The sequence below is a fragment of the Burkholderia sp. BCC0097 genome (genome assembly GCF_902832985.1).
GTDB lineage: Bacteria > Pseudomonadota > Gammaproteobacteria > Burkholderiales > Burkholderiaceae > Burkholderia > Burkholderia orbicola.
Genome location: NZ_CADFDM010000015.1, coordinates 1 through 25,743, shown reverse-complemented (window position 1 = coordinate 25,743; position 25,743 = coordinate 1). Strand labels below are relative to the sequence as shown.

Annotated in this window: 22 protein-coding genes; 5 read left to right on the top strand and 17 right to left on the bottom strand. The window is 66.8% G+C overall.

The annotated features are described in order from the left end of the window. Positions 1–89 precede the first annotated feature (89 nt). Positions 90–1,019 carry a LysR family transcriptional regulator gene (locus tag HWX07_RS34590; protein WP_175879258.1) on the top strand — a complete coding sequence of 310 codons (930 nt, stop codon included), beginning with the start codon at positions 90–92 and terminating at the stop codon, positions 1,017–1,019. Positions 1,020–1,204: 185 nt separating this feature from the next. On the opposite strand, the gene HWX07_RS34585 is transcribed toward HWX07_RS34590, so the two are convergent. From HWX07_RS34585 to HWX07_RS34555, 7 genes are all read right to left on the bottom strand, one after another. Further along, entirely contained in the window at positions 1,205–2,038 is an 834-nt protein-coding gene (locus tag HWX07_RS34585; protein ID WP_027808338.1) for an OmpW family outer membrane protein, read from the bottom strand. Between the two features lie 18 nt (positions 2,039–2,056). Next, positions 2,057–3,298: a DUF2957 domain-containing protein gene (locus HWX07_RS34580; protein WP_011694100.1), complete on the bottom strand. Its 1,242-nt coding sequence runs from the start codon at positions 3,296–3,298 to the stop codon at positions 2,057–2,059. A 148-nt stretch (positions 3,299–3,446) separates the two neighbouring features. After that, the gene (locus HWX07_RS34575; protein ID WP_175879257.1) at positions 3,447–4,868 is read right to left on the bottom strand and encodes a DUF2957 domain-containing protein; all 1,422 of its coding nucleotides are present in this window, start codon (positions 4,866–4,868) and stop codon (positions 3,447–3,449) included. A gap of 434 nt (positions 4,869–5,302) precedes the next feature. After that, positions 5,303–6,253, bottom strand: coding sequence for an N-acetyl-gamma-glutamyl-phosphate reductase (gene argC, locus HWX07_RS34570; protein ID WP_175879256.1), 951 nt, complete (start codon positions 6,251–6,253; stop codon positions 5,303–5,305). A 189-nt stretch (positions 6,254–6,442) separates the two neighbouring features. Beyond that, entirely contained in the window at positions 6,443–7,015 is a 573-nt protein-coding gene (locus HWX07_RS34565) for a flavodoxin family protein (protein ID WP_027808335.1), read from the bottom strand. Between the two features lie 211 nt (positions 7,016–7,226). Further along, entirely contained in the window at positions 7,227–7,823 is a 597-nt protein-coding gene (locus HWX07_RS34560) for a YbhB/YbcL family Raf kinase inhibitor-like protein (protein WP_175879255.1), read from the bottom strand. Between the two features lie 241 nt (positions 7,824–8,064). Next, positions 8,065–8,751, bottom strand: coding sequence for an orotate phosphoribosyltransferase (locus HWX07_RS34555; protein ID WP_011546659.1), 687 nt, complete (start codon positions 8,749–8,751; stop codon positions 8,065–8,067). Between the two features lie 459 nt (positions 8,752–9,210). On the opposite strand from HWX07_RS34555, the gene HWX07_RS34550 reads away from it, so the two are divergent. Further along, positions 9,211–11,481: an NADP-dependent malic enzyme gene (locus HWX07_RS34550; protein WP_175879254.1), complete on the top strand. Its 2,271-nt coding sequence runs from the start codon at positions 9,211–9,213 to the stop codon at positions 11,479–11,481. A 150-nt stretch (positions 11,482–11,631) separates the two neighbouring features. Here the strand turns inward: HWX07_RS34550 and HWX07_RS34545 are convergent, their stop codons facing one another. Continuing rightward, positions 11,632–15,222 (bottom strand): indolepyruvate ferredoxin oxidoreductase family protein, encoded by a 3,591-nt coding sequence (locus HWX07_RS34545; protein WP_175879253.1) that lies wholly within the window; start codon positions 15,220–15,222, stop codon positions 11,632–11,634. A gap of 329 nt (positions 15,223–15,551) precedes the next feature. Here HWX07_RS34545 and HWX07_RS34540 point away from each other — a divergent pair, with 329 nt between their 5' ends. Beyond that, positions 15,552–15,746, top strand: a complete 195-nt coding sequence (locus HWX07_RS34540; protein ID WP_175879252.1) for a hypothetical protein — start codon at positions 15,552–15,554, stop codon at positions 15,744–15,746. Between the two features lie 136 nt (positions 15,747–15,882). On the opposite strand, the gene hppD is transcribed toward HWX07_RS34540, so the two are convergent. Next, positions 15,883–16,980 (bottom strand): 4-hydroxyphenylpyruvate dioxygenase, encoded by a 1,098-nt coding sequence (gene hppD, locus HWX07_RS34535; RefSeq protein ID WP_175879251.1) that lies wholly within the window; start codon positions 16,978–16,980, stop codon positions 15,883–15,885. Positions 16,981–17,194: 214 nt separating this feature from the next. On the opposite strand from hppD, the gene HWX07_RS34530 reads away from it, so the two are divergent. After that, positions 17,195–17,719, top strand: a complete 525-nt coding sequence (locus tag HWX07_RS34530) for an Lrp/AsnC family transcriptional regulator (RefSeq protein ID WP_011546655.1) — start codon at positions 17,195–17,197, stop codon at positions 17,717–17,719. A gap of 75 nt (positions 17,720–17,794) precedes the next feature. On the opposite strand, the gene HWX07_RS34525 is transcribed toward HWX07_RS34530, so the two are convergent. From HWX07_RS34525 to paaA, 8 genes are all read right to left on the bottom strand, one after another. Then, positions 17,795–18,442, bottom strand: coding sequence for a GNAT family N-acetyltransferase (locus HWX07_RS34525; RefSeq protein WP_012327746.1), 648 nt, complete (start codon positions 18,440–18,442; stop codon positions 17,795–17,797). A 233-nt stretch (positions 18,443–18,675) separates the two neighbouring features. Beyond that, positions 18,676–19,281 (bottom strand): TetR/AcrR family transcriptional regulator, encoded by a 606-nt coding sequence (locus HWX07_RS34520; protein ID WP_006482923.1) that lies wholly within the window; start codon positions 19,279–19,281, stop codon positions 18,676–18,678. 16 nt (positions 19,282–19,297) lie between these two features. Beyond that, on the bottom strand, positions 19,298–20,119 hold the full coding sequence (locus tag HWX07_RS34515; RefSeq protein ID WP_175879250.1) for a DUF1835 domain-containing protein: 822 nt from the start codon (positions 20,117–20,119) through the stop codon (positions 19,298–19,300). A 128-nt stretch (positions 20,120–20,247) separates the two neighbouring features. Next, positions 20,248–21,336: a 1,2-phenylacetyl-CoA epoxidase subunit PaaE gene (gene paaE / locus HWX07_RS34510; RefSeq protein ID WP_069232079.1), complete on the bottom strand. Its 1,089-nt coding sequence runs from the start codon at positions 21,334–21,336 to the stop codon at positions 20,248–20,250. Positions 21,337–21,338: 2 nt separating this feature from the next. After that, positions 21,339–21,902, bottom strand: a complete 564-nt coding sequence (paaD, locus tag HWX07_RS34505; RefSeq protein ID WP_175879249.1) for a 1,2-phenylacetyl-CoA epoxidase subunit PaaD — start codon at positions 21,900–21,902, stop codon at positions 21,339–21,341. Between the two features lie 25 nt (positions 21,903–21,927). Beyond that, positions 21,928–22,731 carry a 1,2-phenylacetyl-CoA epoxidase subunit PaaC gene (gene paaC, locus HWX07_RS34500; protein WP_175879248.1) on the bottom strand — a complete coding sequence of 268 codons (804 nt, stop codon included), beginning with the start codon at positions 22,729–22,731 and terminating at the stop codon, positions 21,928–21,930. Positions 22,732–22,741: 10 nt separating this feature from the next. Beyond that, positions 22,742–23,026: a 1,2-phenylacetyl-CoA epoxidase subunit PaaB gene (gene paaB / locus HWX07_RS34495; protein WP_006482881.1), complete on the bottom strand. Its 285-nt coding sequence runs from the start codon at positions 23,024–23,026 to the stop codon at positions 22,742–22,744. A gap of 36 nt (positions 23,027–23,062) precedes the next feature. Continuing rightward, positions 23,063–24,061: a 1,2-phenylacetyl-CoA epoxidase subunit PaaA gene (gene paaA / locus HWX07_RS34490; protein WP_059830023.1), complete on the bottom strand. Its 999-nt coding sequence runs from the start codon at positions 24,059–24,061 to the stop codon at positions 23,063–23,065. A gap of 200 nt (positions 24,062–24,261) precedes the next feature. Between paaA and HWX07_RS34485 the strand changes: the two genes are divergently transcribed. Continuing rightward, entirely contained in the window at positions 24,262–25,527 is a 1,266-nt protein-coding gene (locus tag HWX07_RS34485) for an SGNH/GDSL hydrolase family protein (protein WP_175879247.1), read from the top strand. Positions 25,528–25,743: the final 216 nt, after the last annotated feature.

Below are 25,743 nucleotides of genomic sequence, written 5' to 3'. Positions count from 1 at the left end.
GGGGATGGAAATCGAAGGAACTCCCATCGTAGGTGTCCGAGGTTTATGCGACAATTGAAATATGTCTAACATGATTATGCGAGTTTGTTTTGAATACGCGTGATCTCCAGGCGTTCGTCGCGGTCGTCGACAGCGGGTCGATGGTCGCCGCGGCCGCGAAGCTCCACCTGACGCAGCCGGGCCTGACGCGGCGCGTGCAGAACCTCGAAACCTTGCTCGGCGTGCCGCTGCTCGAACGGCAGAGCAAGCCGCTGAAGCCGACCGCGGCCGGACGCGACGTCTATGCGCTCGCGCGCAACGTGCTTGGCGCCGTCGACGAGCTGATGGCGGCGGGCGCGCCGGACAGCGAGCCGTCGGGCGAGCTGCGCATCGGCGTGCCGCCGTTCCTGTCGGAGCTCGCGCTGGAGCGGCCGATCGACCGGCTGCGCGACGCGTTTCCGCGACTCACGCTGCGCGTGACGGCCGGCTGGTCGCCGGCGCTGGTGCAGGGCATCGAACGCGGCGCGCTCGACGTCGCGACCGTGATGGTGCCGGCGAGCGCGGCGCTGCCGGACACATTGACGGCGACGCTGCTCGCCACGCAGCCGACGGTGCTCGTCGCCGCGCGCGATTTTCCGCTGCCGGACGGCCCGCTGTCGCTCGATACGCTGTCGGGTTTTCCGTGGGTGCTGAGCCAGGACGGCTGCGGAATGCGTTCGGCGCTGAGCCGCGCGCTCGGCGCGGCCGGGCTGCCGTTCGACGTCGCGGTCGAGGCATTCGGCTCGGAGTTGCAGTTGTCGCTCGTGGCGCGCGGCGCGGGCATCGGCATCGCGCCCCCGAACGCGCTGGCGCGCAGCGCGCATCGCGAGGCGCTGCGGGTGGTGGAAACGGCGGGGCTGGAAACGCGGATCAACGTGTGGATCGTGCACGGCACGTTGCCGGGCCGGCTGGCGCGGCCGGTCGCGCTGCTGCGGGATGCGCTGGGCGAGGTGCTCGAGCGGGAGAATGGGAAAGGGTCAGGCGCCGTCACGACGGACTAGAGGCCGCATTCGAGGGAAAATCCTTATTTTCTCTACGGAAATGTTGCATTGCGGAAACCGATTCGCTATGATTGGAACTGTCTCCTCCATGTCTCCTCTGATATGGATTCAGCCCGCCACTTAGGCGGGCTTTTTTTTGCCTGCGATTGTGTCGCGGCACGCCATTCGCCGGCTCCTCGCCGCGCTCAGAACTTGTACGTCATCCCGACGTAGCTGATGATCGGGTCCGCCTTCAGGTCCGATTTCGACTCGGCGAGCACCGAGCCGTCCGCCGCCTTGATCGTCACCGTCGACGTCGTCTTCAGCGGGATGTAGGTCACCGACGCGACCAGCCCGAAGTGTTCCGTGAGGTTGTACTGCAGGCCCGCGTTGAACACCGGTTGCCACGACGACGACGCCTTCGCTTCCACCGAGGTCGTGCCCGGCTTGCCCGCGCCCGCCGCGAGGATCGCGCCGAGGTTGTCCTGCGTCTGCTTGATGAAGTTCGTGTTGAGCTGCAGGTCGCTGAACCAGTTGTACGACACGCCGAGGCCGAGGAACGGCCGGAACTTCGCGGTGGCCTGCCCGAAGTAGTACTGCAGGATCACCGCCGGGCTCCACTGCCGCACGCTTTTCACGATCGGGTTGACCGACCCCAGCCCGATGTTCTGCGTGCCGAGCGCGCCGGCCGGGCCCGGCGGCTTGATCGTGCCCTGGCCCGACACCTTGAACACCGGCGGCACGCCGGCCACCGACGTCACCGCGATATGGTCGGTCAGGAAGTGGCTGACCGTCAGGCCGACGGTGTCGGCGCCGCTCGTGTGCAGCCCGGTGCCCGCCGACGTGAACGACGGCGGCAGCCGTAGCGGCGTGTTGATCGGCGTCGGCGCGACGTTGGTCGTCATCGGCGTGCTGCTCTGCTGCGGCATGATGTGGAACCAGCCCAGCGTGACGACGTTGCTGCCGGCGCTCTGCGCGTGCGCCGCGAGCGGCGCCACGGCGGCGGCGCCGGCCGCCGCGCAGAGAAGGGTTTTCTTCATCACGGCTTTCCCCTCCGCTTACTGGACGAATGCGCCGATCGTGAAATACGGCGTCGATCCGGCGTTGTCGAGGAAACCGAACACGCCACCCGAGAAGATGAACTTGCCGGTCGGCGACGTGCTGCCCGAACCCGTGTGGATCGTCGTGACCGTGCCCGGCACCTTCTGCGTGTAGTCGAGGTCGAGCGCGGTCGCGAGCGACGCCTGCGACGGCTGGAACGGATCGAGCAGCGTGGCCTGCTTGTCGATCAGCGCGGTGGTCCGGTAATCGAACTGGCTGTCGACGCCGATGTACTCGCCGTTCTGCGAGCCGGCCGCCACGGCCGTCTGCGGCGCGAGGATCGAGATGCTCGATTCGTCGTCGGCGGTCAGGCCCGGCACGCCGTTGCTGTCCGGCGTCGGGTTCGGGTTCGCGACCCCCGTGCGCACGAGGATCGGCACGAGCTGGTTACGCAGCTTGCCGACGATCATGAAGCCCTTGCCCTGCGGCGTGGCCGACAGCGTCGGCTTCAACTGGCTCGCGTAGTTGTTCGACTGGAACGCGCCGCTGCCGTCGGCCGACTGCACGAAATTCGTGCCCTGCTGCGCGCACGCGCCGCCGGCGAACTGGCCGGTCGTGTCGCACTTGGTCCAGGTGCCGTCCGCGTTGATCGTCACCTTCGCGTCGATCGACGCCGGCCCGAATTTCTGCGACGGCACTTCGCCGAAGCCGATGTGGCTGTACGTGCCCGCGACCTTCGTGATGTCGGTTTCGATCGACGAGAAGCCGATGAACGGGTAGTACGGGAATTTCGTGTCGGGAACCGCAGCCTGGCCGAGCACGCCGTCGAACTGGATCTCCTTGCCGGGAATCGTGCCGCCGGCAACGCCGAAGCCGACGAAGATGCGCGCCGGACGCGACGCATCGAGGCTCGCGCCGTTCAGGCGGAACGCGCACTGGTTCAGCTTGTTGGTCGGCAGCAGCGTTTCCTGCGTGAGCGTGCCGCTGTCGACGGTGCCCGCGCGGGTCGGCGTGACGGTGCCGGTCTTTTGCGGCACCGCCGATTCGACATAGGTGACCTGCCAGGTCATCTTGGTCGTGTCGAGCTGGACTTTCGCGAGTTCGCCGCTGCCCGCGCCGCCCGTGAACACGGTGTTGTAGTCGAGCGTGGCGGGGCACAGCCGGTCTTCGACGAGCGGGGGCGGATTGTCGCTGCCGCCGCCGCATGCGGAAAGAAGGGGGGCGGCAAGGGCCGCCGCCAGAATGAGGTTGCGCTTCATGTTGCTCCTCCAGATTTGTCTTTGTGCGGCGGCCAGCTCCCTGTCGGCCGCTTCTGTTGGTCGTGCTCGTCCTGCCTGCGCCGTGCCGAGCGCCTTCGTGCCTTCCCTGCCATCCGCGGCGGCAGGCCGGCCGCCGCGTCCTCGATCGCTACTTGCTGATCTGCGCGCCCACGCCGAAGTACGGGGTCGACGACGTCGTCGAATTCGCCGACGTCGACGTGACGCCGCCGTTCACCGTGCCCTGGATCAGCGCCGCATACAGGCCGCCCGTCGCGATCACCACGCCCGACGCGGACGGGTAGCTCGCGCCGCTCGGCGGGGTGGTTGTCGCGTTCAGCAGGCCCGGCGTCGTCTGGCCGTAGTCGAGCGTGAAGCCGTCTTCCTCGGCCTGCGTGGACGGGTTGATGAACGACGCGTTGCCGCCGCGGATCAGCGCGGCCGTGTACTTGAAGTTCGAGTCCGCACCCGCGTAGCCGCCGTCGATCGTGCCCGACGTGACGGCCGTCGCCGCGCCGAGCACCGCGATGCCCGATTCGTCGTCGACCTGCGCGTCGAGGTGCAGCGGCGGCGTGCCGAGGTTCACGTTGCCCGTGCGCACGATCACCGGCACCGTCGCGCCGTTGAGCTGGCCGATCACCATGTGCGCGGTGGCCGACTTGCCGGTCGCGCCGACGATCGGCAGTTGCGTCTGCGGCAGCGTCTGCGGCGCCTTGGTGCTGTCGAAGTAGCCGCCGTTCGCGCTCGTCTTCCACGGATCGCCGGTGGTCTGGCAGCCGCCCGACCCGCTCGACGTGCACGCGCCGTTCGCGTCGAACGTCTCGCTCGAGTTCGTGCCCTTCGTCGCGTAGTTGCCCGACGGCACGAGGTGATAGAGCAGCGCGTTGTACGTGCCCGGCAGCTTCGAGAGGTCGGTCGTCGTGTTCGCGAAGCCGAGGAACGGATAGAAGTCGAAGTGACGGTTCGGCACCTGGCCGACGTTCTGCACGACGCCCGGGATGATCGTCAGCCCGTCGTACTGGATCGTCGCGCCGGGAATGCCGCCGCCCGCCACGCCCATGCCGACCAGCAGCATCGGCGGGTTCGCCTGGTTGAAGTCGGCGGCCGTCGAATAGGTCGAGCCGTCCGGCGCGGGGCCGGTGCCCGGCGTGAGGACGAACGCGCAGCGCGTCTGCTCGGCGGTCGGCAGCGTGCCGGTCGGCGGATGGATGACCTTGCCGGTGATGGTCGTGCCGACGCGGCTCGGCGTGACGGTGCCCGTCTTCAGCGGAATCGGCGATTCGAGCCACTTGAGCGTGTACGTCATCGCCACCGCGTCGATGTTGACGCTGACGATCTCGCCGCTACCCGCGCCGCCGAGATACGTGCTCTTCACGATATCCGCGTTGGCCGGGCACAGTGCGCCGTTGATGGGCTGCGAAGGCGGCTGCCCTTGCGTACCGCAACTCGAGCCGGAACATTGGGGCGCATTGATCGGCGCGAGCGCGCCGCCGGAGTCCCCCCCACCACATGCAACCAGGAAAGGGGCAATGGCAAAGGCCGTTGCCACCCCCTTCGATAAGGCGTGCGACATGCCGCTGTCTCCAATCGTTTAATTGTGCGAGCTAATGTCGCTGCCTGGGTTTTTGCTGTCAATTGATGAACCCGTCTAAAAAAGGCGATTGAAACGGGCGATGCGATTTGAATCCTTGCCCAATAAGGTAACGAGTAAGAATTTAAACGCGAGGCAGGCTGCCGAAAGCTGCCGGAGTGGGGAATGCGCGACGCCCGGCACGCTCTCGCAGCGCCTTCCTGCGTATAACGGCAGTGTTTAAATCGGCGGGTATCCGGTTTATCCCTATTCGGGATTGACTGGATGAGGAGGGGCTGGATTAATTCACTTGTAATCGCGCAATGGAAAGCTTGTAAATATTTGTAAAGGCGCGATCCGGTGTTTTTATATATTGCCTGACACGGGTAAATAAAAAGCCGGCCTGTGGCCGGCTTTGCATGGCATGCGATGCTGAATCAGCGTTTGAGGCCAGCGTCCTCGGCCGCGCCGATGTTGAGGTTCATGCACTGGATCGCGGCGCCCGACGCGCCCTTGCCGAGGTTGTCGAGGCGCGCGACGGTGACGAAGCGCTCCGCGTTGCCGAACACGAACAGGTCGACGCGGTTCGTGTCGTTGTTCGCCTGCACGTCGAAGAAGCCGCTGTCGAGATTCGCGTCCGCGTCGAACGGTGCGACGCGCACGAACGCCTCGTCCGCGTAGTGCTCGGCGAACACGCGCTGCACGTCCTGCGGCGTCGCGCGCTTCGCGAGCTGCTCGGGCGTGAAGTAGGTCGTCACCGCGAGGCCCTTCAGGAACGGGCCGACGATCGGCGTGAAGATCGGCGCGTTCGCGAGGCCCGTGTGCGCGGCCATTTCAGGCAGGTGCTTGTGCGCGAGGCCGAGCGCGTACGGGCGCGGGCTCGCGAGCTTGCCGCCCGGCGCGGCGCTTTCGTATTCGGCGATCATCGACTTGCCGCCGCCGCTGTAGCCGGTGATCGAGTAGCTGTGCGCGGCGAACGTCGGCGCGACGATGCCCGCATCGACGAGCGGACGCATCGCGAGCACGAACGCCGATGCGTGGCAGCCCGGCACCGCGATGCGCTTCGACGTACGAATCTTCTCGCGCTGCGCGCGGGTCAACTCCGGCAGGCCGTACGCCCAGTCGGGATTCGTGCGGAACGCGGTGCTCGCGTCGATCAGCGTGGTGTTCGGATTCTCGACGAGCGACGCGGATTCGCGCGACGCGACGTCCGGCAGGCACAGGAACGTGACGTCCGACGCGTTGATCAGGCGGCGGCGCTCGTCGACGTCCTTGCGCTTCGCTTCATCGATGCGCAGGATCTCGATGTCGCTGCGTACCGACAGGTATTCGAAGATCTTGAGGCCGGTCGTGCCTTCCTGGCCGTCGACAAAAACTTTGGTGCTCATTTCGCTCTCACTGAATGAAACGGGAGCCGCGGCGCCCTGAAACCGCCATTTTAAGGCGTCATCCGGCGGCACTGCACCGCGCGGGGCGAAAAAAGACGGCCCGCGGGCCGTCCTGGTGGCTGTTTGACGCGGCCGGCGCCCGTTTGCCGCGCGAACGGCGCGCGAGCGAACGGCCGGCCGGGTGGTGCTTCAGCGGCCGCCGGCCACCCAGCGCGCCGTCGCCGCGGCGACGCGTTGGCCGAACGCCTTTGCGGTGTCGAGGTCGCCGGGCAGCGGGCCTTCGTCGGGCGTGGCGTCCGCCGGCGACTGCGCGAGCAGGCCCGTGAAGCCGCCGACGTAGTTGATGTCGTTGCGCGTGGCCGCCTTCGAGTTGGCCGGCATCATGCCCGTGCCGACCCACACCATCCCATGTTGCATCGCCAGCGTGACGAAATACTGAATCGTCGAGAACTTGTCGCCGTTCATCGTCGCGGAGTTCGTGAAGCCCGCGGCGATCTTGTCCTTCCATTTCTGCGTAAACCACGGTTTCGACGTGGCATCGGCGAACTGCTTGAACTGCGCGGACGGGCCGCCCATGTAGGTCGGTGCGCCGAAGACGATCGCGTCCGCCGCGTCGAGCGCGGCCCAGCCCGCGTCGTCGAGCTCGCCGACGGCGATGAGGCGTGCGGTGGCGCCGGCATCCTGCGCACCCGCGTGCACGGCTTCGGCCAGTTTCTGCGTGTGACCGTAGCCGCTGTGATAGACGATGACGATGTTCGACATGAAGCGTTCTCCGGAAAGGGACGGGAACGGCGGACCGCAGGCTCGCCGCGTCACGCGCCGTACTCGGGCGGCGCGCCGGATGCGCGGCGGGATGCCGCGACCGGTGCAACCGAGTCTAGCAAGCCGAAATGACGGGAAAAATGTGCGCAGGCAGCGCACAGAAATTCGCGGGCGCGAGCAATCGCGACCCGCAACGGGCGGCAGGACGCGGCTACTGTCCGTAAGTGACCGTGAGTTGCGCGGTGCCGATCGCGAGCGTGCCGATCTCGTGCTCGAACATCGGCGCGGGGCGCCCCTGCGAGACGCGCAGGTCGGTGCCTTTCAGCGCGTAGACGGTGATCACGTAGCGATGCGGCTTGCCGGGCGGCGGGCACGGGCCGCCGTAACCGTCGGTCCCGAAGTCGTTGCGCGCCTCGCTCGCGCCGATGCGGCGCAGGAAGCCGGAGGCGCTCGCATCCGCCGGCAGGCTCGTGACGGTCGCCGGGATGCCCGCGACGGCCCAGTGCCACCAGCCGTGCCCGGGCGCGTCGGGGTCGAAGATCGTGACCGCATAGCCGCGCGTGCCGGGCGGCGGGTTGTGCCATGCGAGTTGCGGTGAGCGGTTCGCGCCCTTGCAGTCGCCGCGGTCGAACACGTTCGCGAGCCGCACGCGCGCGCCGGGCGTCAGGTCGTCGCTCGTCACGGTGAACGGGCCTTCGGCACGCGCGGGCAGCACCGCGAAAACGGCGGCGCACAGGAGGGCGGAGAGGAGAAACGGAGAAGGGCGACCCGATGGCGCAGGCGGAGTGATCCGGCGATCCACACGCATATGGCGCTTCTCCCGTCACGTGGGCCGGGCCGAACCGCCCGGCATTGTTGGCGTTGTGTGTTGCCCGCGCCGCTGATGGCGGCGATGGATCAAGTCTAGCATTAGGGTTCGATGAGCGACGCCCACCGTCGCGCGCGATGGCGATCGGTCAGCGCGCCGGTCGACGGACGAAAAAAAAACCGCCTGCGATCATGCAGGCGGTTTTCTCGGCCAGTGCGCCGGCACGCGTGCCGGCGTGGCGTCATTCCTTCGGGGCCGTCGCGCCGCCGTGCGCGGCCGACCATTCGGCCGGCGCGTGCAGGAATTTCTCGACTTCGTCGAGCGTCTTCGTCTCGAAGTAGCCCGACGCCTTCGCGACGCGCAGCACGTCCCACCACGTCGCGAGCGCGTGCAGGTCGACGTCGATGTCCTTCAGGACCGACACGCTTTCCTTGAAGATGTCGTAGTGGAACAGCACGAAGCAGTGGTTCACCGTCGCGCCCGCGGTGCGCAGCGCGTTGACGAAGTTGATCTTGCTGCGGCTGTCGGTGGTCAGGTCTTCCACCAGCAGCACGCGCGAGCCTTCTTCCAGGTGGCCTTCGATCTGCGCGTTGCGGCCGAAACCCTTCGGCTTTTTACGCACGTACTGCATCGGCACCATCATCCGGTCCGCGATCCAGGCCGCGAACGGGATGCCGGCCGTCTCGCCGCCCGCCACCGCATCGATCTGCTCGAAGCCGATGTCGCGCGTGATCGTCGTTTCCGCCATTTCCATCAGCGCACGGCGCACGCGCGGATACGAGATCAGCTTGCGGCAGTCGATGTAGACGGGGCTTGCCCAGCCGGACGTGAAGATGAACGGTTTTTCGGCATTGAAGTGCACCGCCTGCACTTCGAGCAGGATTTTGGCGGTCGTATCCGAGATCGACTGACGATCGTAGCCTGTCATGGGCATTCCTTGGGTGATGAGCGAGGAGCGGGCGCGGGCCCGGTGGCGCAGCAAGGGGAACCTGCCCGAAGGGCCGGGGCGCGATCGGCGGACCAATCGCATCGCTGCGCGCGTAGCCCGCTATTTTACCCGATTCAGGCCGGTTTTCGGCGGAATTCGCGCGGGTTCGCCATGCCGCTCACCACCGGCGAAACAAACAGGGCGCGACCATCCGATGCGAATGCCGGGGATGCGGCGGTGCACCAACGGAGGTCATTTAGGGGGTGTACACTAGGCGGCCCTAAGAAATCGTTCAGTACTTTGTACTTTCCTCTTGCCACCCGCCAAGGTTCGTTGGCGTGCCGATCCGGTGCGTCGCGGGCCGTCTCGCAGTCGACCATCCCCTCGATTCAAGCAGACGCGGCCGAAGGTGCTGGGTACTGAGTCGTCAATATTTCGCATGTCTCTCGCAGGTCAATCATGGACGAACAACTGAAGCAGGCCGCTCTCGCTTATCACCTGAACCCGAAACCCGGCAAGATTTCGGTCACCCCGACCAAGCCGCTGTCGAACCAGCTCGATCTGTCGCTCGCGTATTCGCCGGGCGTCGCCGCCGCGTGCGAGGCGATCCACGCCGATCCGCTCGACGCGCAGAAGTACACGTCGCGCGGCAACCTCGTCGGCGTCATCACGAACGGCACCGCCGTGCTCGGTCTCGGCAACATCGGCCCGCTGGCCGCGAAGCCGGTGATGGAAGGCAAGGGCTGCCTCTTCAAGAAATTCGCGGGCATCGACGTGTTCGACATCGAACTGTCGGAGTCCGACCCCGACAAGCTCGTCGAGGCGATCGCGATGCTCGAGCCCACGCTCGGCGGCATCAACCTCGAGGACATCAAGGCGCCGGAATGCTTCTACATCGAGCAGAAGCTGCGCGAGCGCATGAAGATCCCCGTCTTCCACGACGACCAGCACGGCACCGCGATCATCGCGTCGGCCGCGATCCTGAACGGCCTGAAGGTCGTCGGCAAGAACCTCGCCGACGTGAAGCTCGTGTGCTCGGGCGCCGGCGCGGCCGCGATCGCATGTCTGGACCTGCTGGTGAACCTCGGCCTCACGAAGTCGAACATCCTCGTCGCCGATTCGAAGGGCGTGATCTACGAAGGGCGCGGCAACCTCGATCCGTCGAAGCAGCGCTATGCGGCGAACACCGACGCGCGCACGCTCGCCGACGCGATCGTCGGCGCGGACGTTTTCCTGGGCTGCTCCAGCGCGGGCGTGCTGAAGCAGGACATGGTCAAGACGATGGGCGAGCGCCCGCTGATCCTGGCGCTTGCGAACCCGGAACCGGAAATCCGTCCGGAAGACGCGAAGGCCGTGCGCCCGGACGCGATCGTCGCGACCGGCCGTTCGGATTACCCGAACCAGGTCAACAACGTCCTGTGCTTCCCGTTCATCTTCCGCGGCGCGCTCGACGTCGGCGCGACGACGATCACGGAAGAAATGAAGCTCGCGTGCGTGCGCGCGATCGCCGAGCTGGCCCAGGAAACCGACCAGAGCGAGGAAGTCGCGAAGGCGTATGAAGGCCATTCGCTCGAATTCGGGCCGGACTACCTGATTCCGAAGCCGTTCGACCCGCGCCTGATCATCAAGATCGCGCCGGCCGTGGCTCAAGCAGCGATGGATTCGGGCGTCGCCACGCGCCCGATCCAGGACATGGACGCGTACCGCGAGCAGCTCGGCGCGACCGTCTACCGCACCGGCATGGTGATGCGCCCGGTGTTCGCGGCCGCGAAGCAGAAGGAGGCCCGCATCGTGTTCGCCGAAGGCGAGGACGAACGCGTGCTGCGCGCCGCGCAGTTCGTGCTGCTGGAAAAGATCGCCAAGCCGATCATCGTCGGCCGTCCGTCGGTCGTCGACATGCGCCTCGCGAAGATCGGGTCGAAGCTGAAGGCCGGCGTCGATTTCGAAATCGTCGATCCGGAAGACGATGCGCGCTACCACCGCTACTGGCAGGCATATCAGGAGATCGGCGCGCGCGACGGCGTGACGCCGGAAGTCGCGAAGGCCGCGATGCGCAAGTTCAACACGCTGATCGGCGCGATGCTCGTTCATCTGGGCGATGCGGACGGGATGATCTGCGGGATGATCGACACGTTCCACAGCCACCTGAAGTTCATCGAGCAGGTGCTGGGCCGCGCGAAGGGCGCCGAGCACTTCGCCGCGATGAACCTGCTGATGCTGCCGGGCCGCAACCTGTTCGTGTGCGACACGTACGTGAACGAACTGCCGAGCGCCGACCAGCTGGCCGACATGACGATCCAGGCCGCCGCCGAGATCGAGCGCTTCGGCATCGCGCCGAAGGCCGCGCTGCTGTCGAACTCGAACTTCGGCAGCGCGCCGTCGGCGTCGTCGCGCCGGATGGCCGAGGCCCGCAAGCTGATCGTCGAACGTGCGCCGAACCTCGAAGTCGACGGCGAAATGCACGGCGACGCGGCGCTGTCGGAACTGATCCGCAAGCAGGCGTTCCCGGGTACGACGCTGTCGGGCGAAGCGAACCTGCTGATCATGCCGAACGTCGAAGCGGCGAACATCGCGTACAACCTGCTGAAGATGGTTGGCGGCGAAGGCGTGACGGTCGGCCCGTTCCTGCTCGGCGCGGCCAAGCCGGTCCACATCCTGACGCCGGCCGCGACCGTGCGCCGGATCATCAACATGACGGCCGTTGCCGCCGCGAACGTGAACACGAAGTAAGTCCACGCCCGCGTGTGCCGCGCGTCGCGCGCGGCGCAATGAAAAACGCCACGGGACCTGCGTTCCGTGGCGTTTTTTTTCGCGTGAGCCGTAAGGGCGACGGCGGCGCGGAAAGGGCGTCCAGACCGCGAACGCCCGCCGCGCGCGCCCTTAGGCGACCTGCTGCTGCGACTGCCCGCCTGCCGGCGAACGCCACTTCGCGAGCAGCGTGTCCCACTTCTGGCGTACCGCGCGCAGGTTGTTCTCCTTCACGTGGCCATAGCCGCGAATGCCGTCCGGCAGCGCCGCGAGCTCGAGCGCGAGCGGGCGGTTGGCCGCGTTCAGCTTGTCCAGCAACTCGCCGATCAGCGCTTCGTACTCGCCGATCAGCGCGCGCTCGGTGCGGCGCTCCGCGGTGCGGCCGAACGGGTCGAGCCCCGTGCCGCGCAGGAACTTCGCCTTCGCGAGCAGCCGGAACGCCGACATCATCCACGGGCCGTACGCCTTCTTCACGAGATGGCCGTGGGCGTCCGTCTTCGCGAACAGCGGCGGCGCGAGGTGGAATTTCAGCTTCCAGTCGCCTTCGAACTGCGCGGTCAGGCGCGCGAGGAACGCGGGGTCGGACTGCAGCCGCGCGACCTCGTATTCGTCCTTGTACGCCATCAGCTTGAACAGGTTGCGCGCGACCGCTTCGGTCAGCGGCTCCTGCACCGTATCGCCGTCCGCCAGCGCACGCTCGGCGGCGCGCACCTTGTCGACGAAGGCCGCATAGCGCGACGCGTACGCGGCGTTCTGGTACGCGGTGAGGAATTCCACGCGCTTCGCGATCAGCGCGTCGACCGCCTTCTTCGTGTGCAGCGAGATCACCGTGGCGCCTTGCGCGGGGCGGGCGTCGCCGGCCGCGGCCTGCTTCACGCTGGCGAGGTCGTACGCGGCGCGGCGGCCCCAGTCGAACGCCGCACGGTTCTTCTCGACCGACACCGCGTTCAGCTCGATCGCGCGTTCGAGCGACGCGAGCGTCAGCGGTAGCCAGCCTTTCTGCCACGCGTAGCCGAGCACGAACGGGTTCGTGTAGATCGCGTCGCCGAGCAGCGCGACCGCGAAGCGGTTCGCGTCGATGAAGTCGACCGCTTCACCGGCTGCCGCGCGAATGTCGTTCTCGGCCGACAGGCCCGGGAACGCCCAGTTCGGGTTCTTGATGAACTCGGCGGTCGGCGTCTGTGCGCTGTTGACGACCACGCGCGTCGTGTCGTGGCGCATGCGCGACGTGCACTCGTCGCCGGCCGTGACGATCGCGTCGCAACCGATCACGAGATCGGCTTCGCCCATCGCGATCCGCGTGGCGTGGATGTCGGTCGGTGCGTGCGAGATCTGCACGTGGCTCATCACGGCGCCGCCTTTCTGCGCGAGGCCGGTGACGTCCAGCACGGTCACGCCCTTGTTCTCCAGGTGCGCGGCCATCCCGAGCAGCGCGCCGATCGTCACGACGCCCGTGCCGCCCACGCCGGTGACGAGCACGCCGTACGCGCGATCGATCGCCGGCAGCGTCGGTTCCGGAATCGGCGGCAATGCGCTGCCGTCGACCGACACGGCTTTCGGCTTCTTCAGCTGACCGCCCTCGACCGTGACGAAGCTCGGGCAGAAGCCCTTCACGCACGAAAAGTCCTTGTTGCAGCTCGACTGGTTGATCTGGCGCTTCGTGCCGAATTCGGTTTCCAGCGGCTCGACCGACAGGCAGTTCGACTGCACCGAGCAGTCGCCGCAGCCTTCGCACACCGCGTCGTTGATCACGACGCGTTTCGCCGGGTCCGGATACGTGCCGCGTTTGCGGCGGCGGCGCTTCTCGGTCGCGCAGGTCTGGTCGTAGATCAGGATCGTCGTGCCTTCGATCTCGCGCAGCTCGCGCTGCACGTCGTCGAGCTGGTCGCGATGATGGATCGTCACGCCCGGCGCGAGCAGCGCCTTCTGGCTGTCGTACTTCTCCGGCTCGTCGGTGACGATCACGATCTTCCTCGCGCCTTCGGACGCGAGCTGGTGCGTGATCTGCGGCACCGTCAGCACGCCGTCGACCGGCTGGCCGCCCGTCATCGCCACCGCGTCGTTGTAGAGGATCTTGTAGGTGATGTTCGCCTTCGACGAGATCGCCGCGCGCACGGCCAGCAGGCCCGAGTGGAAGTAGGTGCCGTCGCCTAGGTTCGCGAACACGTGCTTTTCGTCGGTGAACGGTGCCTGGCCGATCCACGGCACGCCTTCGCCGCCCATCTGGCTGAAGGTACTCGTGCTGCGGTCCATCCATACGGTCATGTAGTGGCAGCCGATGCCGGCGATCGCGCGCGAGCCTTCCGGCACGTTGGTCGACGTGTTGTGCGGGCAGCCCGAGCAGAACCACGGCTTGCGCTCGGTCTGCACGTGCGGCTTCGCGAGCGCCATTTCCTTCGCGTTGATCACCGCGAGCCGCGCGGCGATGCGCGCGCGCACGTCGGACGGCAATTCGAACTTCTCGAGCCGCGTCGCGATCGCCTTCGCGATGATCGCCGGCGACAGCTCGTAGTGCGCGGGCAGCAGCCAGTTGCCCATCGGCACCGACCATTCGCCGCCGGCGCCGTCCTTCTCGTCGAACTTGCCGAACACGCGCGGGCGTTGCGCGTCGGGCCAGTTGTACAGCTCTTCCTTGATCGCGTATTCGAGGATCTGGCGCTTTTCCTCGACCACCAGGATTTCGTCGAGGCCGCGCGCGAACGCTTGCGCACCCTGCGCCTCGAGCGGCCACACGCAGCCGACCTTGTAGAGCCGGATGCCGATCCGCGCACACGTCTCGTCATCGAGCCCGAGGTCGGTCAGCGCCTGGCGCACGTCCAGATACGCCTTGCCGCCGGTCATGATCCCGAAGCGCGCGTTCGGCGAATCGATCTCGATCCGGTCGAGCTTGTTCGCCCGCACGTAGGCGAGCGCCGCATACCACTTGTAGTCGAGCAGCCGTGCTTCCTGCACGAGGGGCGGATCGGGCCAGCGGATGTTCAGCCCGCCTTCCGGCAGGATGAAGTCGGTCGGCAGCACGATCTCGGTGCGATGCGGGTCGATGTCGACCGACGCCGACGATTCGACGACGTCCGTCACGCACTTGAGCGCGACCCATAGGCCCGAGTAGCGGCTCATCGCCCAGCCGTGCAGGCCGAAATCGAGATATTCCTGCACGTTCGACGGGAACAGCACCGGCAGCCCGCAGGCCTTGAAGATGTGTTCGGACTGGTGCGCGAGCGTCGACGACTTCGCCGCGTGGTCGTCGCCGGCGAGCACCAGCACGCCGCCGTGCTGCGACGAGCCAGCCGAGTTCGCATGCTTGAAGACGTCGCCGGTGCGGTCGACGCCCGGGCCCTTGCCGTACCACATGCCGAACACGCCGTCGTATTTCGCGCCGGGGTACAGGTTCACCTGCTGCGAGCCCCACACGGCGGTGGCGGCGAGATCTTCGTTGAGGCCGGGCTGGAACACGATCTGGTGAGCGGCCAGGTGCTGCTTGGCTTTCCAGAGCGACAGATCGAGGCCGCCGAGCGGCGAGCCGCGGTAGCCGGAGATGAAGCCGGCCGTATTGAGGCCGGCGGCGCGGTCGCGTTCCTGCTGGAGCATCGGCAGGCGCACGAGGGCCTGGATGCCGCTCATGTACGCGCGGCCGCGTTCCAGTGTGTATTTGTCGTCAAGCGTGACGGACTTCAGCGCGGCTTCTAGCGACGCGCGTTGGTCTGCGTCTAGCGGGGCATTCATTAACTGTCTCCTCCACCCGGTCTGGGATCACCAAAACTTCGGTTGCGTCGGCATCTTTTGGATGCGTTTGCAGTGGCCGGCATGTTCGCCGGTTTTAAGGGATGGTAGCACTGGGGCAAACCCGCCGCCCATCGGTCGCAACGCGGAGGGACGGGGGGCGCACATTGAGAAACAGGGCGAGATGATGCGTTACATCATGTAAAAGCATGTAAAGCCGCGTTGATCTTCGGGCAAATGCCGTTAATCTTGTCGGCCTGCCGGAGGTGCCCGGCCGCGTGGGTTCGTTCCGACGCAGTCGGGGAGGCGCCGGCAGTTTTACAGGAGGTGCAATGAACACACGTCATATCCAGAGTTTCCTGATCGTGTCCGCCGCGTTTTTCTCGATGACCGGCCCGGTGCACGCGCGAGGCGCGAGCGCACTGGCGGTAGCCGGCGCGCAGATGCAGCAGATCGTGCCGGCTCAGGGTGCCGCAGCCCAGCCGTCGGTCGAGCGTGCCGCCGAGTCGAAGGCGAGCGTGCGTTGATGCGATCGCGCGGCCCGCGGGCTGCGCCGGAATATGAAAAGGGCGGGAATCCTCGGATTCCCGCCCTTTTTCTTTGCGCTGCGCGGAAGGCGCGGCCGCCCCGGCTGCCGGAGCCGCCGCCGCGCGGCGGAAAGCGTCAGGCCTTGTCCTGCACGACGCCGCGACGGATCTGGTCGAGCTCGATCGATTCGAACAGCGCCTTGAAGTTGCCTTCGCCGAAGCCCTGGTTGCCCTTGCGCTGGATGATCTCGAAGAAGATCGGCCCGATCTGGTTCTCGGTGAAGATCTGCAGCAGCAGGTCGTCGCGCGCGCCGTCGATCAGGATCTTGCGCTTCTTCAACTCGTCCAGCGATTCGCCGTGGTTCGGCACGCGACGGTCGACCAGCTCGTAATACGTGTCGATCGTGTCGAGCAGCTTCACTTCCTTGCTGCGCAGCCCGTCGACCGCCTGGTAGATGTCGCTCGCGCCGAGCGCGATGTGCTGGATGCCTTCGCCGTGATACGCGTCGAGGTACTCCTGGATCTGGCCGGCGGTGTCCGAGCCTTCCTCGTTGATCGGGATGCGGATCTTGCCGCACGGCGACGTCATCGCCTTCGACTTCACGCCCGTCACCTTGCCTTCGATGTCGAAGTAGCGCACTTCGCGGAAGTTGAACAGGCGCTCGTAGAACTCGGCCCATTCCTGCATGCGGCCGCGATGCACGTTGTGCGTCAGGTGATCGATGTAGGTGAGGCCATGGCCGACCGGGTTCGGGTTCGCGCCGGGAATCGGCTCGAAGTCGACGTCGTAGATGCTGATGTCGCCGATCGCGCCCGGCTGCGCGCCGTTCTTGCCGCGCCAGCGGTCGACGAAATAGATCAGCGAATCGCCGATGCCCTTGATCGCCGGGATGTTCAGCTCCATCGGGCCCGTCTTGTTGTCGAAGCCCCATGCGCCGAGTTCGAGCGCGCGCTGGTACGCCTTTGCCGCGTCCTGCACGCGGAACGCGATCGCGCAGATCGACGGGCCGTGCAGCCGCGCGAAGCGTTGCGCGAACGAATCGGGTTCGGCGTTGATGATGAAGTTGATGTCGCCCTGGCGGTACACCGTCACGTCCTTGTGGCGATGGCGCGCGATCGCGGTGAAACCCATCCGTTCGAACAATTGTCCGAGTGCTTTCGGGTCCGGTGCCGTGTATTCGATGAATTCGAAACCGTCGGTGCCGACGGGATTGTCCCAGGTGGGGATCTGCATGTCGTGTCTCCTGTGCGGGGCGATCGGCCGGGGCGGCGTGCGCGTGCCCGGCGTGGTTCGAGGTCGACGGCCGCGCCCGCAAGGCGCGTGTGCGGCGAGTCGAGACATGCGACAGAGTGTAGCGGGCGGCCGCGAGCGGAAACTTGCGAACTTAATCGCCCGCGCCTACGATGACGCAATTTCCAGTCTCAAAATGATCAGTGGAGGGCAGAAGATGGCGCAAGCCGAATTGGATGCCATCGATCGGCGAATTCTCGCGATTCTTCAGGAGAACGGGCGCCTGTCGAACCAGGAGATCGCCGAGCGCGTGAACCTGTCGCCGAGCCCGTGCCTGCGGCGGATCAGGCGGCTCGAGGAAATGGGCGTGATCACCGGCTACGTCGCGCTGCTGAATCCGCAGAAGCTCGGGCTCGACCTGCTCGCGTACGTGAGCGTGCGGCTCGAAAAGCGCGGTGGCCTCGCGCCGATGCGGGCCGACGAGACGTCGGCCCGTGCGGGCGCGACCCATGCGGAGTTGTTTCGCGCGGCCGTGCAGACCTGGCCGGAAGTGGTCGCGTGCCATGCGATGACGGGCGACATGGATTACCTGTTGCGCGTGCAGGTCGAGGACATGGCGCATTTCTCCCGCTTCGTGCAGGAGCATCTGCTGCATCACCCGTCGGTGATCGACGTGAAAACGAGCTTCTCGCTCGACTGCTTCAAGGAAACGACGGCGTTGCCGATTCGTTCGGTGCGCTAGCTGGCGCGGCGGGGAAGGGAGGAAGGGGTGCCGGGCGCGCCGCAGGCGCAACCCGGCTGGCCGACGCCGCCGACGTCAGGCCGTCAGCGCGGTGGGCATCAGCGATTCGATGAACTTCGACGTACGGCGCGCCTGGCGCTTCATCGCGTAGTCGAACACCGCGGCCTGCTCCTGCAGCATCTCGGCGATGATCGTCGAGTGGTCGGCCGGCGGTAGCGACAGGTACGCATCGGCTTCGCCGTACGCATACTCGATCCGCATCCCGGACTTCTTCGCGATGTGCATCATCGTCGCGTTGCGCGACAGGCAATGCATGTACAGCATCGTCACGTGCGTGTTGCGGCTGCGGATCGCCGCGCGCTCGAACAGCTTCGAGCCGACGCCGCGGCCGCGCGCGCTTTCGAGCACCGACACGCCGAATTCGGCGGTGCGCTTGTCGCCCTCGGCCGGCAGATAGGCCAGATGGCCGACGCCGATCAGTTCGAGGTCGTGGTCGAACACGCCGAACACGGTATCGCGACCGAAATCGATCGTGCGGACATAGTTCTCGATCACGTGGTCGGGCACCATCTGGCCGAAGCGCAGCAGGCGGTCCTCTTCGTCGAGCGAGAGAAAGTGGGTGAGCATCTGCTCACGGTCTTTGGAAGCCAGTTCCCTGACGAGAACCGGCGCACTACCGACCTTGCCGACAGCATCGGCACGGCCGTTGAATTGCGTGTTCATCGTGGGTTCCTCAGTGTGGGTGCACAAACAGGTTGTGCAATGCAGCAGCATTTTACCCGAGCGAGGTTGGGGAAAACCCGTATTTGACGTTGTTTGTGCTGAGGGGGAATTCTAAATCCGCTTAGTTCATTCTTTATCTATTTGATTTTAAACGAATTTAAAATTCATCATATGAAATGCGTGGCGGTCGGTCGCACTGTGCCCGTCGCGCAACGCATGCTGCTGCGCGGCAATCAGGCCGCCGTCGACAGCCCGCGCTCGATCAGGTCGATCACCTGTTCGGCGAAGTCGCGGTAGCCGAGGCGCCCGCCCGGCTTCAGCCATGTGAAAGTCCAGTTGATCATCCCGAACACCATCATCGTCACCGAGGTCTGGTTTTCCTTCGAGATGCGGTCGGGGTAGGCGCGCGCGAGCTGCCGCGTGAACGCCGCGACGATGTCGCGCTGGCGATCGAGCACGATTTCGCGCTGCGCGTCCTCCAGATATTTCACGTCGTTGAGCAGCGCGACGTGGCGGCTGTGCGACGTCTCGTACTCGGCGAGGAACGCACGCACGAGTTCGGCGAACGCGTCGCGCTCGCTGAGGCCGCGGCGCTGGCTCGCGCCCTCGACCTCGGCGATGATCAGCATCAGCCGTTTCGTGTAGCGGTCGAGCAAGTCGAACAGGATCGCTTCCTTGCTCTCGTAATAGTGATAGAGCCGTGCCTTCGACGTGCCGCTCGCGGTCGCGAGATCGGACATCGACGTGCTCGGGTAACTCGTCTGCGCGAATTTCTCGGCGGCCAGGTCGAGGATCTGCTCGCGCTGGGATTCGTGGTCGGGCGCTCGGGTTCGGGCCATGGTCGAATGCGGAAGATTAGCGGTGCGCGGCGGCGCGGGCCGCGCGCACTTGCGTGGAAGAGAGGGCGTCGGGCGCGTCGTCCTGGAGCTCGAGCCGGCCGGCTGCCGCGAGTTCGCGGCAGCGCCACCACGCGATCGCGTCGCTGACGAACAGGCCGCCGCGGTCGGCGGCGGCCATGATGCTGCCGACGAGGCGCCGCGCGGGCTGCCAGTCGGCTGCCGTGCGCGCGACGATCAGCGCGTCGAGATCGGCGTAGTGGCCGCTCTTGATCGTGTTGCTGACCCAATAACGCAGTTCGGCGTTCAGATGCTTCGCCTCCTGCCATTCGAGCGCGAGGCGGCCGATGCGCAGGACCGAGACCGGCGCGGCCGCCGGCCGCTTGCGCGCCAGTTCCGCGGGCGAGAACATCCCGGTCGAGCACGCCTGGTCGGTGCGCGACAGCGCTGCGCGCGGCGCGGCGTCGAGGTCGGCGGCCGACAGCCGTACCTCGTTCAGGCGTTGCGGCACGTTGCGCAGGTGATAGGCGACGCGGCGCAGCAGCAGCTTGTCGCCGACGCTCGGCGCGTGCCACACGACGACCTGGCCGGCATCCGTCGCGAGCTGGTCGAGGCGTGCGAATTCGCCCTCGATTTCCGCGTTCCAGTCGGGAATCTGGTCGCCGAGCACGTGCTGCCAGAAGGCGGCGCGCGTGTCGGGCGTCTCGTCGACGCCCTTCAGCGGCCCGACGCCGAGATCGTCGAGCAACCCGACGACGCGCTCGTCGCGTCCGGCTTGCGCAAGGGCCTCGCGCAGCGACGCGGCGGCGGTGCCGCCCTGAATCACATGAATGGTACTCATCGGCCTGTCGTCAACAAAAGAAAACCGCCGGCCGGGCGGACGTTGCGATGTCCAGCCGGCCGGCGGCCCCTAGTGTAAGCGAGATGTGTGACGGCGAGAAACCGTCCGGCGCCGCGACGCGATGCCGCTCAACGTTCGTCGAAGCTCACGACGACCTTGTCGCTGATCGGGTGGCACTGGCACGTGAGCACGAAACCGTCCTTCACTTCATGCTCCTCGAGCGTGTAGTTCTTCTCCATCCGCACTTCGCCTTCGACCACCTTCGCGCGGCAGGTACAACACACGCCGCCTTTGCACGCGTACGGCAGCGCGAGGCCCGCGCGCAGGCCCACGTCGAGCAGGCTCACGCCTTCGTACGGCAAACGCAGCTTGCGCTTCTTGCCATCGAGCACGATTTCGAGGTCAGCGGCCGGCGTCTGGTCGGTGATCTCGACGACCGGTGCGCCGGCCTGCGGCAGCGGCGTGCCGAAGCGCTCGACGTGCACCTTCGCCTGCGGCACGCCAGCCGCCTTCAGCGCGGCTTCGGCCGCGTCCATCATCGGCGCCGGGCCGCAGATGAACGCCTCGTCGATCGCGTCGGCTGGCGTCAGCGTCGCGAGGAATTCCGCGCATTTCGCCTGATCGAGCACGCCGTTGAACAGCTCGACGTCCTGCAGATCGTCCGACAGCACGTGATAGAGGACGAAGCGGTTCATGTAGCGGTTCTTCAGGTCCTCGAGCTCCTCCGCGAACATGATCGCGTCGACGCTGCGGTTGCCGTAGATCAGCGTGAACGTGCTGCGCGGCTCGAGCTCGAGCGTCGTCTTCACGATCGCGAGCACCGGCGTGATCCCCGAGCCGCCGGAAAACGCGACGTACTGCTTGCCATGGTCGGCGTTCAGGTGTGTGAAGAAGCGGCCATCCGGCGTCATCACGTCGATCGTGTGGCCGGGCTTCAGCGTGTCGAACGCGAAGTTCGAGAAGCGGCCGCCGCGCACGCGCTTGATGCCGATGCGCAGTTCGCCGTCGCGATCGTAGTCCGTCGTGCCGACGCAGATCGAATACGAGCGGCGCGTCTCCTCGCCGTCGATGTGGGTCTTCAGCGTGACGAACTGGCCCTGCGTGAAGCGGTATGCGTCGCGCAGCTCGGGCGGCACGTCGAACGAGACGGTCACGGCGTCGGCGGTCTCGGGCCGCACGTCGCGGATACGCAGCGGGTGAAATTGCGGGGTCGCCATATTCAGTAGGGTTTGAAGTAGTCGAAGGGTTCGCGGCAATCGACGCAGCGATACAGCGCCTTGCACGCCGTGGACGCGAATTGCGCGAGACGTTCGGTGCGCGCGGAGCCGCAGCGCGGGCAGGCAGGCGCCGCGACCGGGCGCGGCACGAAGCGCACGACGTTCTCCCGCGGCGCGGCGCTGCCGCACTGGCCGACCGGCGGCGCGATGCCGTACGCGCGCAGCTTGTCGCGCGCTTCCTGCGTGATCCAGTCGGTCGTCCACGCGGGGGCGAGCACCGTCTCGATCCGGTGCGGCGGCAGATCGGCGGCCTGCAGCGCGGCGGCGATGTCCTCGGCGATCTGCGACATCGCCGGGCAGCCCGAGTAGGTCGGTGTGATCACGACTTCGAGCTGGCCGTCGTCCGCGCGGCGGACGTCGCGCAGGATGCCGAGCTCGCGGATCGACACGACCGGAATCTCCGGATCGGGCACGGCTTCGAGCACGTCCCACGCGCGGGCGAGCAGCGGATCGTCGCGGTGCGCGGCGGGGGCGGCGTGGACAGGGGCGGCGGTCTGGGCGGACATCGTCGGGCTCCGTGGCGTGGGCCGGTTACCAGCTCGCGCCGGGGTGCTGGCGCGCGAGGCTCTGCATTTCGGCGAGCAGGTAGCCCATGTGTTCCGAGTGCTCGCCCTGCTTGCCGGTCGTCACATGCTTCACGGGCGCCGGCAGCGCGAGCGTGGCTTCCGCGAGCGCGTCGTCCACCTCCGCGCGCCACGCGGCTTCGAGCGCGGCCGGTGCCGGGCCGATGCCCGGCGCGACGATCGCGTCGTCGATCGCATCGGCGGCGAAGAATTCGCGCGTGTACGGCATCAGGTAGTCGAGCGCGGCCTGCGCGCGGCGGTGCGATTCGTCGGTGCCGTCGCCGAGGCGCACGAGCCACTCGCGCGCATGCTGTACGTGGTAACGGGTTTCCTTCACCGATTTCGCGGCGATCGCCGCCAGCTGCGTGTCGGTCGACGTCTCCAGCGCGCTCCAGACGTGCAGCATCAGCGCCGCGTACAGGAAGTTGCGCACGATCGTCACCGCGTAGTCCTTGTCGGCGTGCGCGGTACCGGAGAGCGGGCCAAAGTGCGGCAACTCGGCGAGCGTGAAGTTCGCGAATTCGCGCTCGGTGCGGAAGTACGCGTAGTCGTCCTCGGTCTTCGTCGCGCCGGTGAGCTGGCGCTCGAGTTCGGCCGCGTGCGTGTACAGCATGCGGGCCTGGCCGATGAGGTCGAGGCTCATGTTGGTGAGCGCGATGTCTTCCTCGAGGATCGGACCGTGGCCGCACCATTCGGCGTTGCGCTGACCGAGGATCAGCGCGTTGTCCGCGAGGCGCAGCACGTAGGAGAGGTGTTCGGGCGTGATCGTCATGGCGCGGGCGTTACATGTGGTTGACTTCGTCGGGCAGCGTATAGAACGTCGGGTGACGGTAGATCTTGTCGCCCGCCGGCTCGAACAGTTCGGCCTTCTCGCTCGGGTCCGACGCGGTGATCGCCGACGACGGCACCACCCAGATGCTCACGCCTTCCTGGCGGCGCGTGTACACGTCGCGCGCCATGCGCAGCGCCATCGTCGCGTCGGCGGCGTGCAGGCTGCCGCAATGCTTGTGGTCGAGGCCCTGCTTGCTGCGCACGAACACTTCCCAGATCGGCCATTCCTTGTTCATCGCTTTCTCCTGATTCCTGAATTCGAGGGGTGCCGCTCAGGCGGCGTGCTGTTCGGCGCGGGCGCGGCGCTTCGCTTCGTGCGCGAGCGCGGCTTCGCGCACCCAGGCGCCGTCCTCGTGTGCTTTCACGCGAGTCGCGAGGCGTTCCTTGTTGCACGGGCCGTCGCCGTTGACCACGCGCCAGAATTCATCCCAGTCGATCGTGCCGTAGTCGTGGTGGCCGCGCGCTTCGTTCCATTTCAGGTCGGGATCGGGCAGCGTCACGCCGAGCACCTTTGCCTGGTCGACCGTCGCGTCGACGAATTTCTGGCGCAGGTCGTCGTTCGAGATCCGCTTGATGCCCCATTTCGCGGACTGGCTGCTGTGGACCGAATCGGCATCGCTCGGGCCGAACATCATCAGCACCGGCCACCACCAGCGGTCGACGGCCTGCTGGACCATCGCGCGCTGCGCGTCGCTGCCCTTCATCATCGACAGCAGCGCGTCGAAACCCTGGCGCTGGTGGAACGACTCTTCCTTGCACACGCGGATCATCGCGCGCGCATACGGGCCGTACGTGCAGCGGCACAGCGGGATCTGGTTCATGATCGCGGCGCCGTCGACGAGCCAGCCGATCACGCCGACGTCGGCCCAGGTCGGCGTCGGGTAGTTGAAGATGCTCGAGTATTTCGCCTTGCCGGCGTGCAGCGCGTCGATCAGCGCGTCGCGCGATACGCCGAGCGTTTCGGCCGCGCTATACAGATAGAGACCGTGGCCGGCTTCGTCCTGCACCTTCGCGAGCAGGATCGCCTTGCGCTTCAGGCTCGGCGCGCGCGAGATCCAGTTGCCTTCCGGCAGCATGCCGACGACTTCGGAATGCGCGTGCTGCGAGATCTGGCGTACCAGCGTCTTGCGATACGCGTCGGGCATCCAGTCCTGCGGTTCGATCTTGCCGTCCGCGGCCATCACCGCATCGAACCGCGCCTGCTCGGGCGACTCGGCTGCGGCGTCGAGCGGCGCGACGTTGCCGGGGATGTCGAGGGATTGCGTGTACATGGCGAAAGCTCTCGTCCGGTTGAATGTGTGCGAAGTATAAACCAACCGACCGGTCGGTTAATAAATTTGTTGCGGATTTGCGAGGAGATTCGGGTAAACGAGGGACGACGGGGCGCGATCAGCTGGCACAAGTGCGGCCCCGCACGTGGGTCGCGCGTCTTCTGCGGCACAATGCCCGCTTTCCGATGAGGATGTTGCCGATGTCATTTCGAAGCAGTTTCGCCGCGGCCGTGCTGGGTGCGGCCGTTCTCGTGGCGCCGCTTGCGGTGTCGGCCGCACCGGCCGGTTGGGTCGCCGCGTGGGCGACCGCGCTGCAGCCGATTCCCGATCTCGCCGCGCCGCCGCCGCTTTACCGCGCCCCCGACGTGGCCGGTCGGACCGTGCGCCAGATCGTCTACCCGACCGTGTCGGGGCGCGCCGCGCGGATTCGCGTGAGCAATGCATACGGTCGCGCGCCGCTGGTCGTCGAGGCCGCGAGCCTCGCGCGCGCCGGTGACGGTGCTGCGCTCGCCGACGGTGCGGCGATGCCGGTTCGGTTCGGCGGCAAGGCGTCGGTGACGCTCGCACCGGGCCAGGAGCTCGAAAGCGACCCGGTGGCGATCGGCGTGACGGCTGCGCGGCCGTATGCGATCAGTCTCCAGATGGGGGCGGACCAGCGGATGACGGTCTGGCATCGCGTATCGAACCAGTTCAACTACGTGTCCGCGCCAGGTGATCACGTAGGTGATCCGGGCACCGCCGCGTTCCGGACCCGTTTTACCCAATATGCATGGGTGACCGAGCTGGCCGTCGAAGCTGGCCCCGCGCGCGCCAGCGTGGCAGCGATCGGCGATTCGATCACCGACGGGCTGCGCTCCAGCATGAACCGGAACCGCCGCTGGCCGGACGCGCTCGCGCGCCGGCTGACGGCTTCGGGCGTCGATTCGATCGGTGTCGTGAATCTCGGCATCAGCGGGAACCGGCTGCTCAGCGACTCCGCTTGCTACGGCACGTCGTTGGCGTCGCGATTCGAGCGCGATGCGCTGTCGCGCTCCGGGGTGAAGGCGGCGATCGTGCTGATCGGGATCAACGACATCAACTTCGCGGCGATGCCGCCGCGCGCGGGGCTCGATTGCGATCACCCGCATACGCAGGTGACGGCCGCGTCGCTGATCGACGGCTATCGCCGCCTGACCGAGGCGGCGCACCGGCAGGGCGTGAAGGTGTTCGGCGCGACGCTCACGCCGGCGGCGTTGCCGGCCGGACGCGAGGCGATCCGCCTCGAGGTGAACCGATGGATTCGCAGCGGCGGCGGGTTCGACGGCGTGGTGGACTTCGACGCGGTGCTGCGCGACCCGGCGCGCCCGAGCGTGCTGCAGCGCCGATACGATAGCGGCGACGGTATCCATCCGAGCGATGCGGGCTACACGGCGATGGCCGACGCGGTGCCGGTCGAGCGACTGCAGGCCGCGGTGGGCGGCAAGTGACGCGCGTTTATATATAGAGAAAGGTTGCCGACGGCTTGCGGGTCGACGGCACGACATCGTTCGTCGAGCCCAAAGCCTCGGTGCGCGGCAGCGCACGGAGGCTTTTTCAAACTTTCTTCACAAAGGGCTTGCGTGGATGGGGGCGGGTGCTTAGAATCACGCCTCTTTCGCGCTAACGGAAACGCAGCGCGGGAGGAAGGGAAGCAGTGCTGTTGG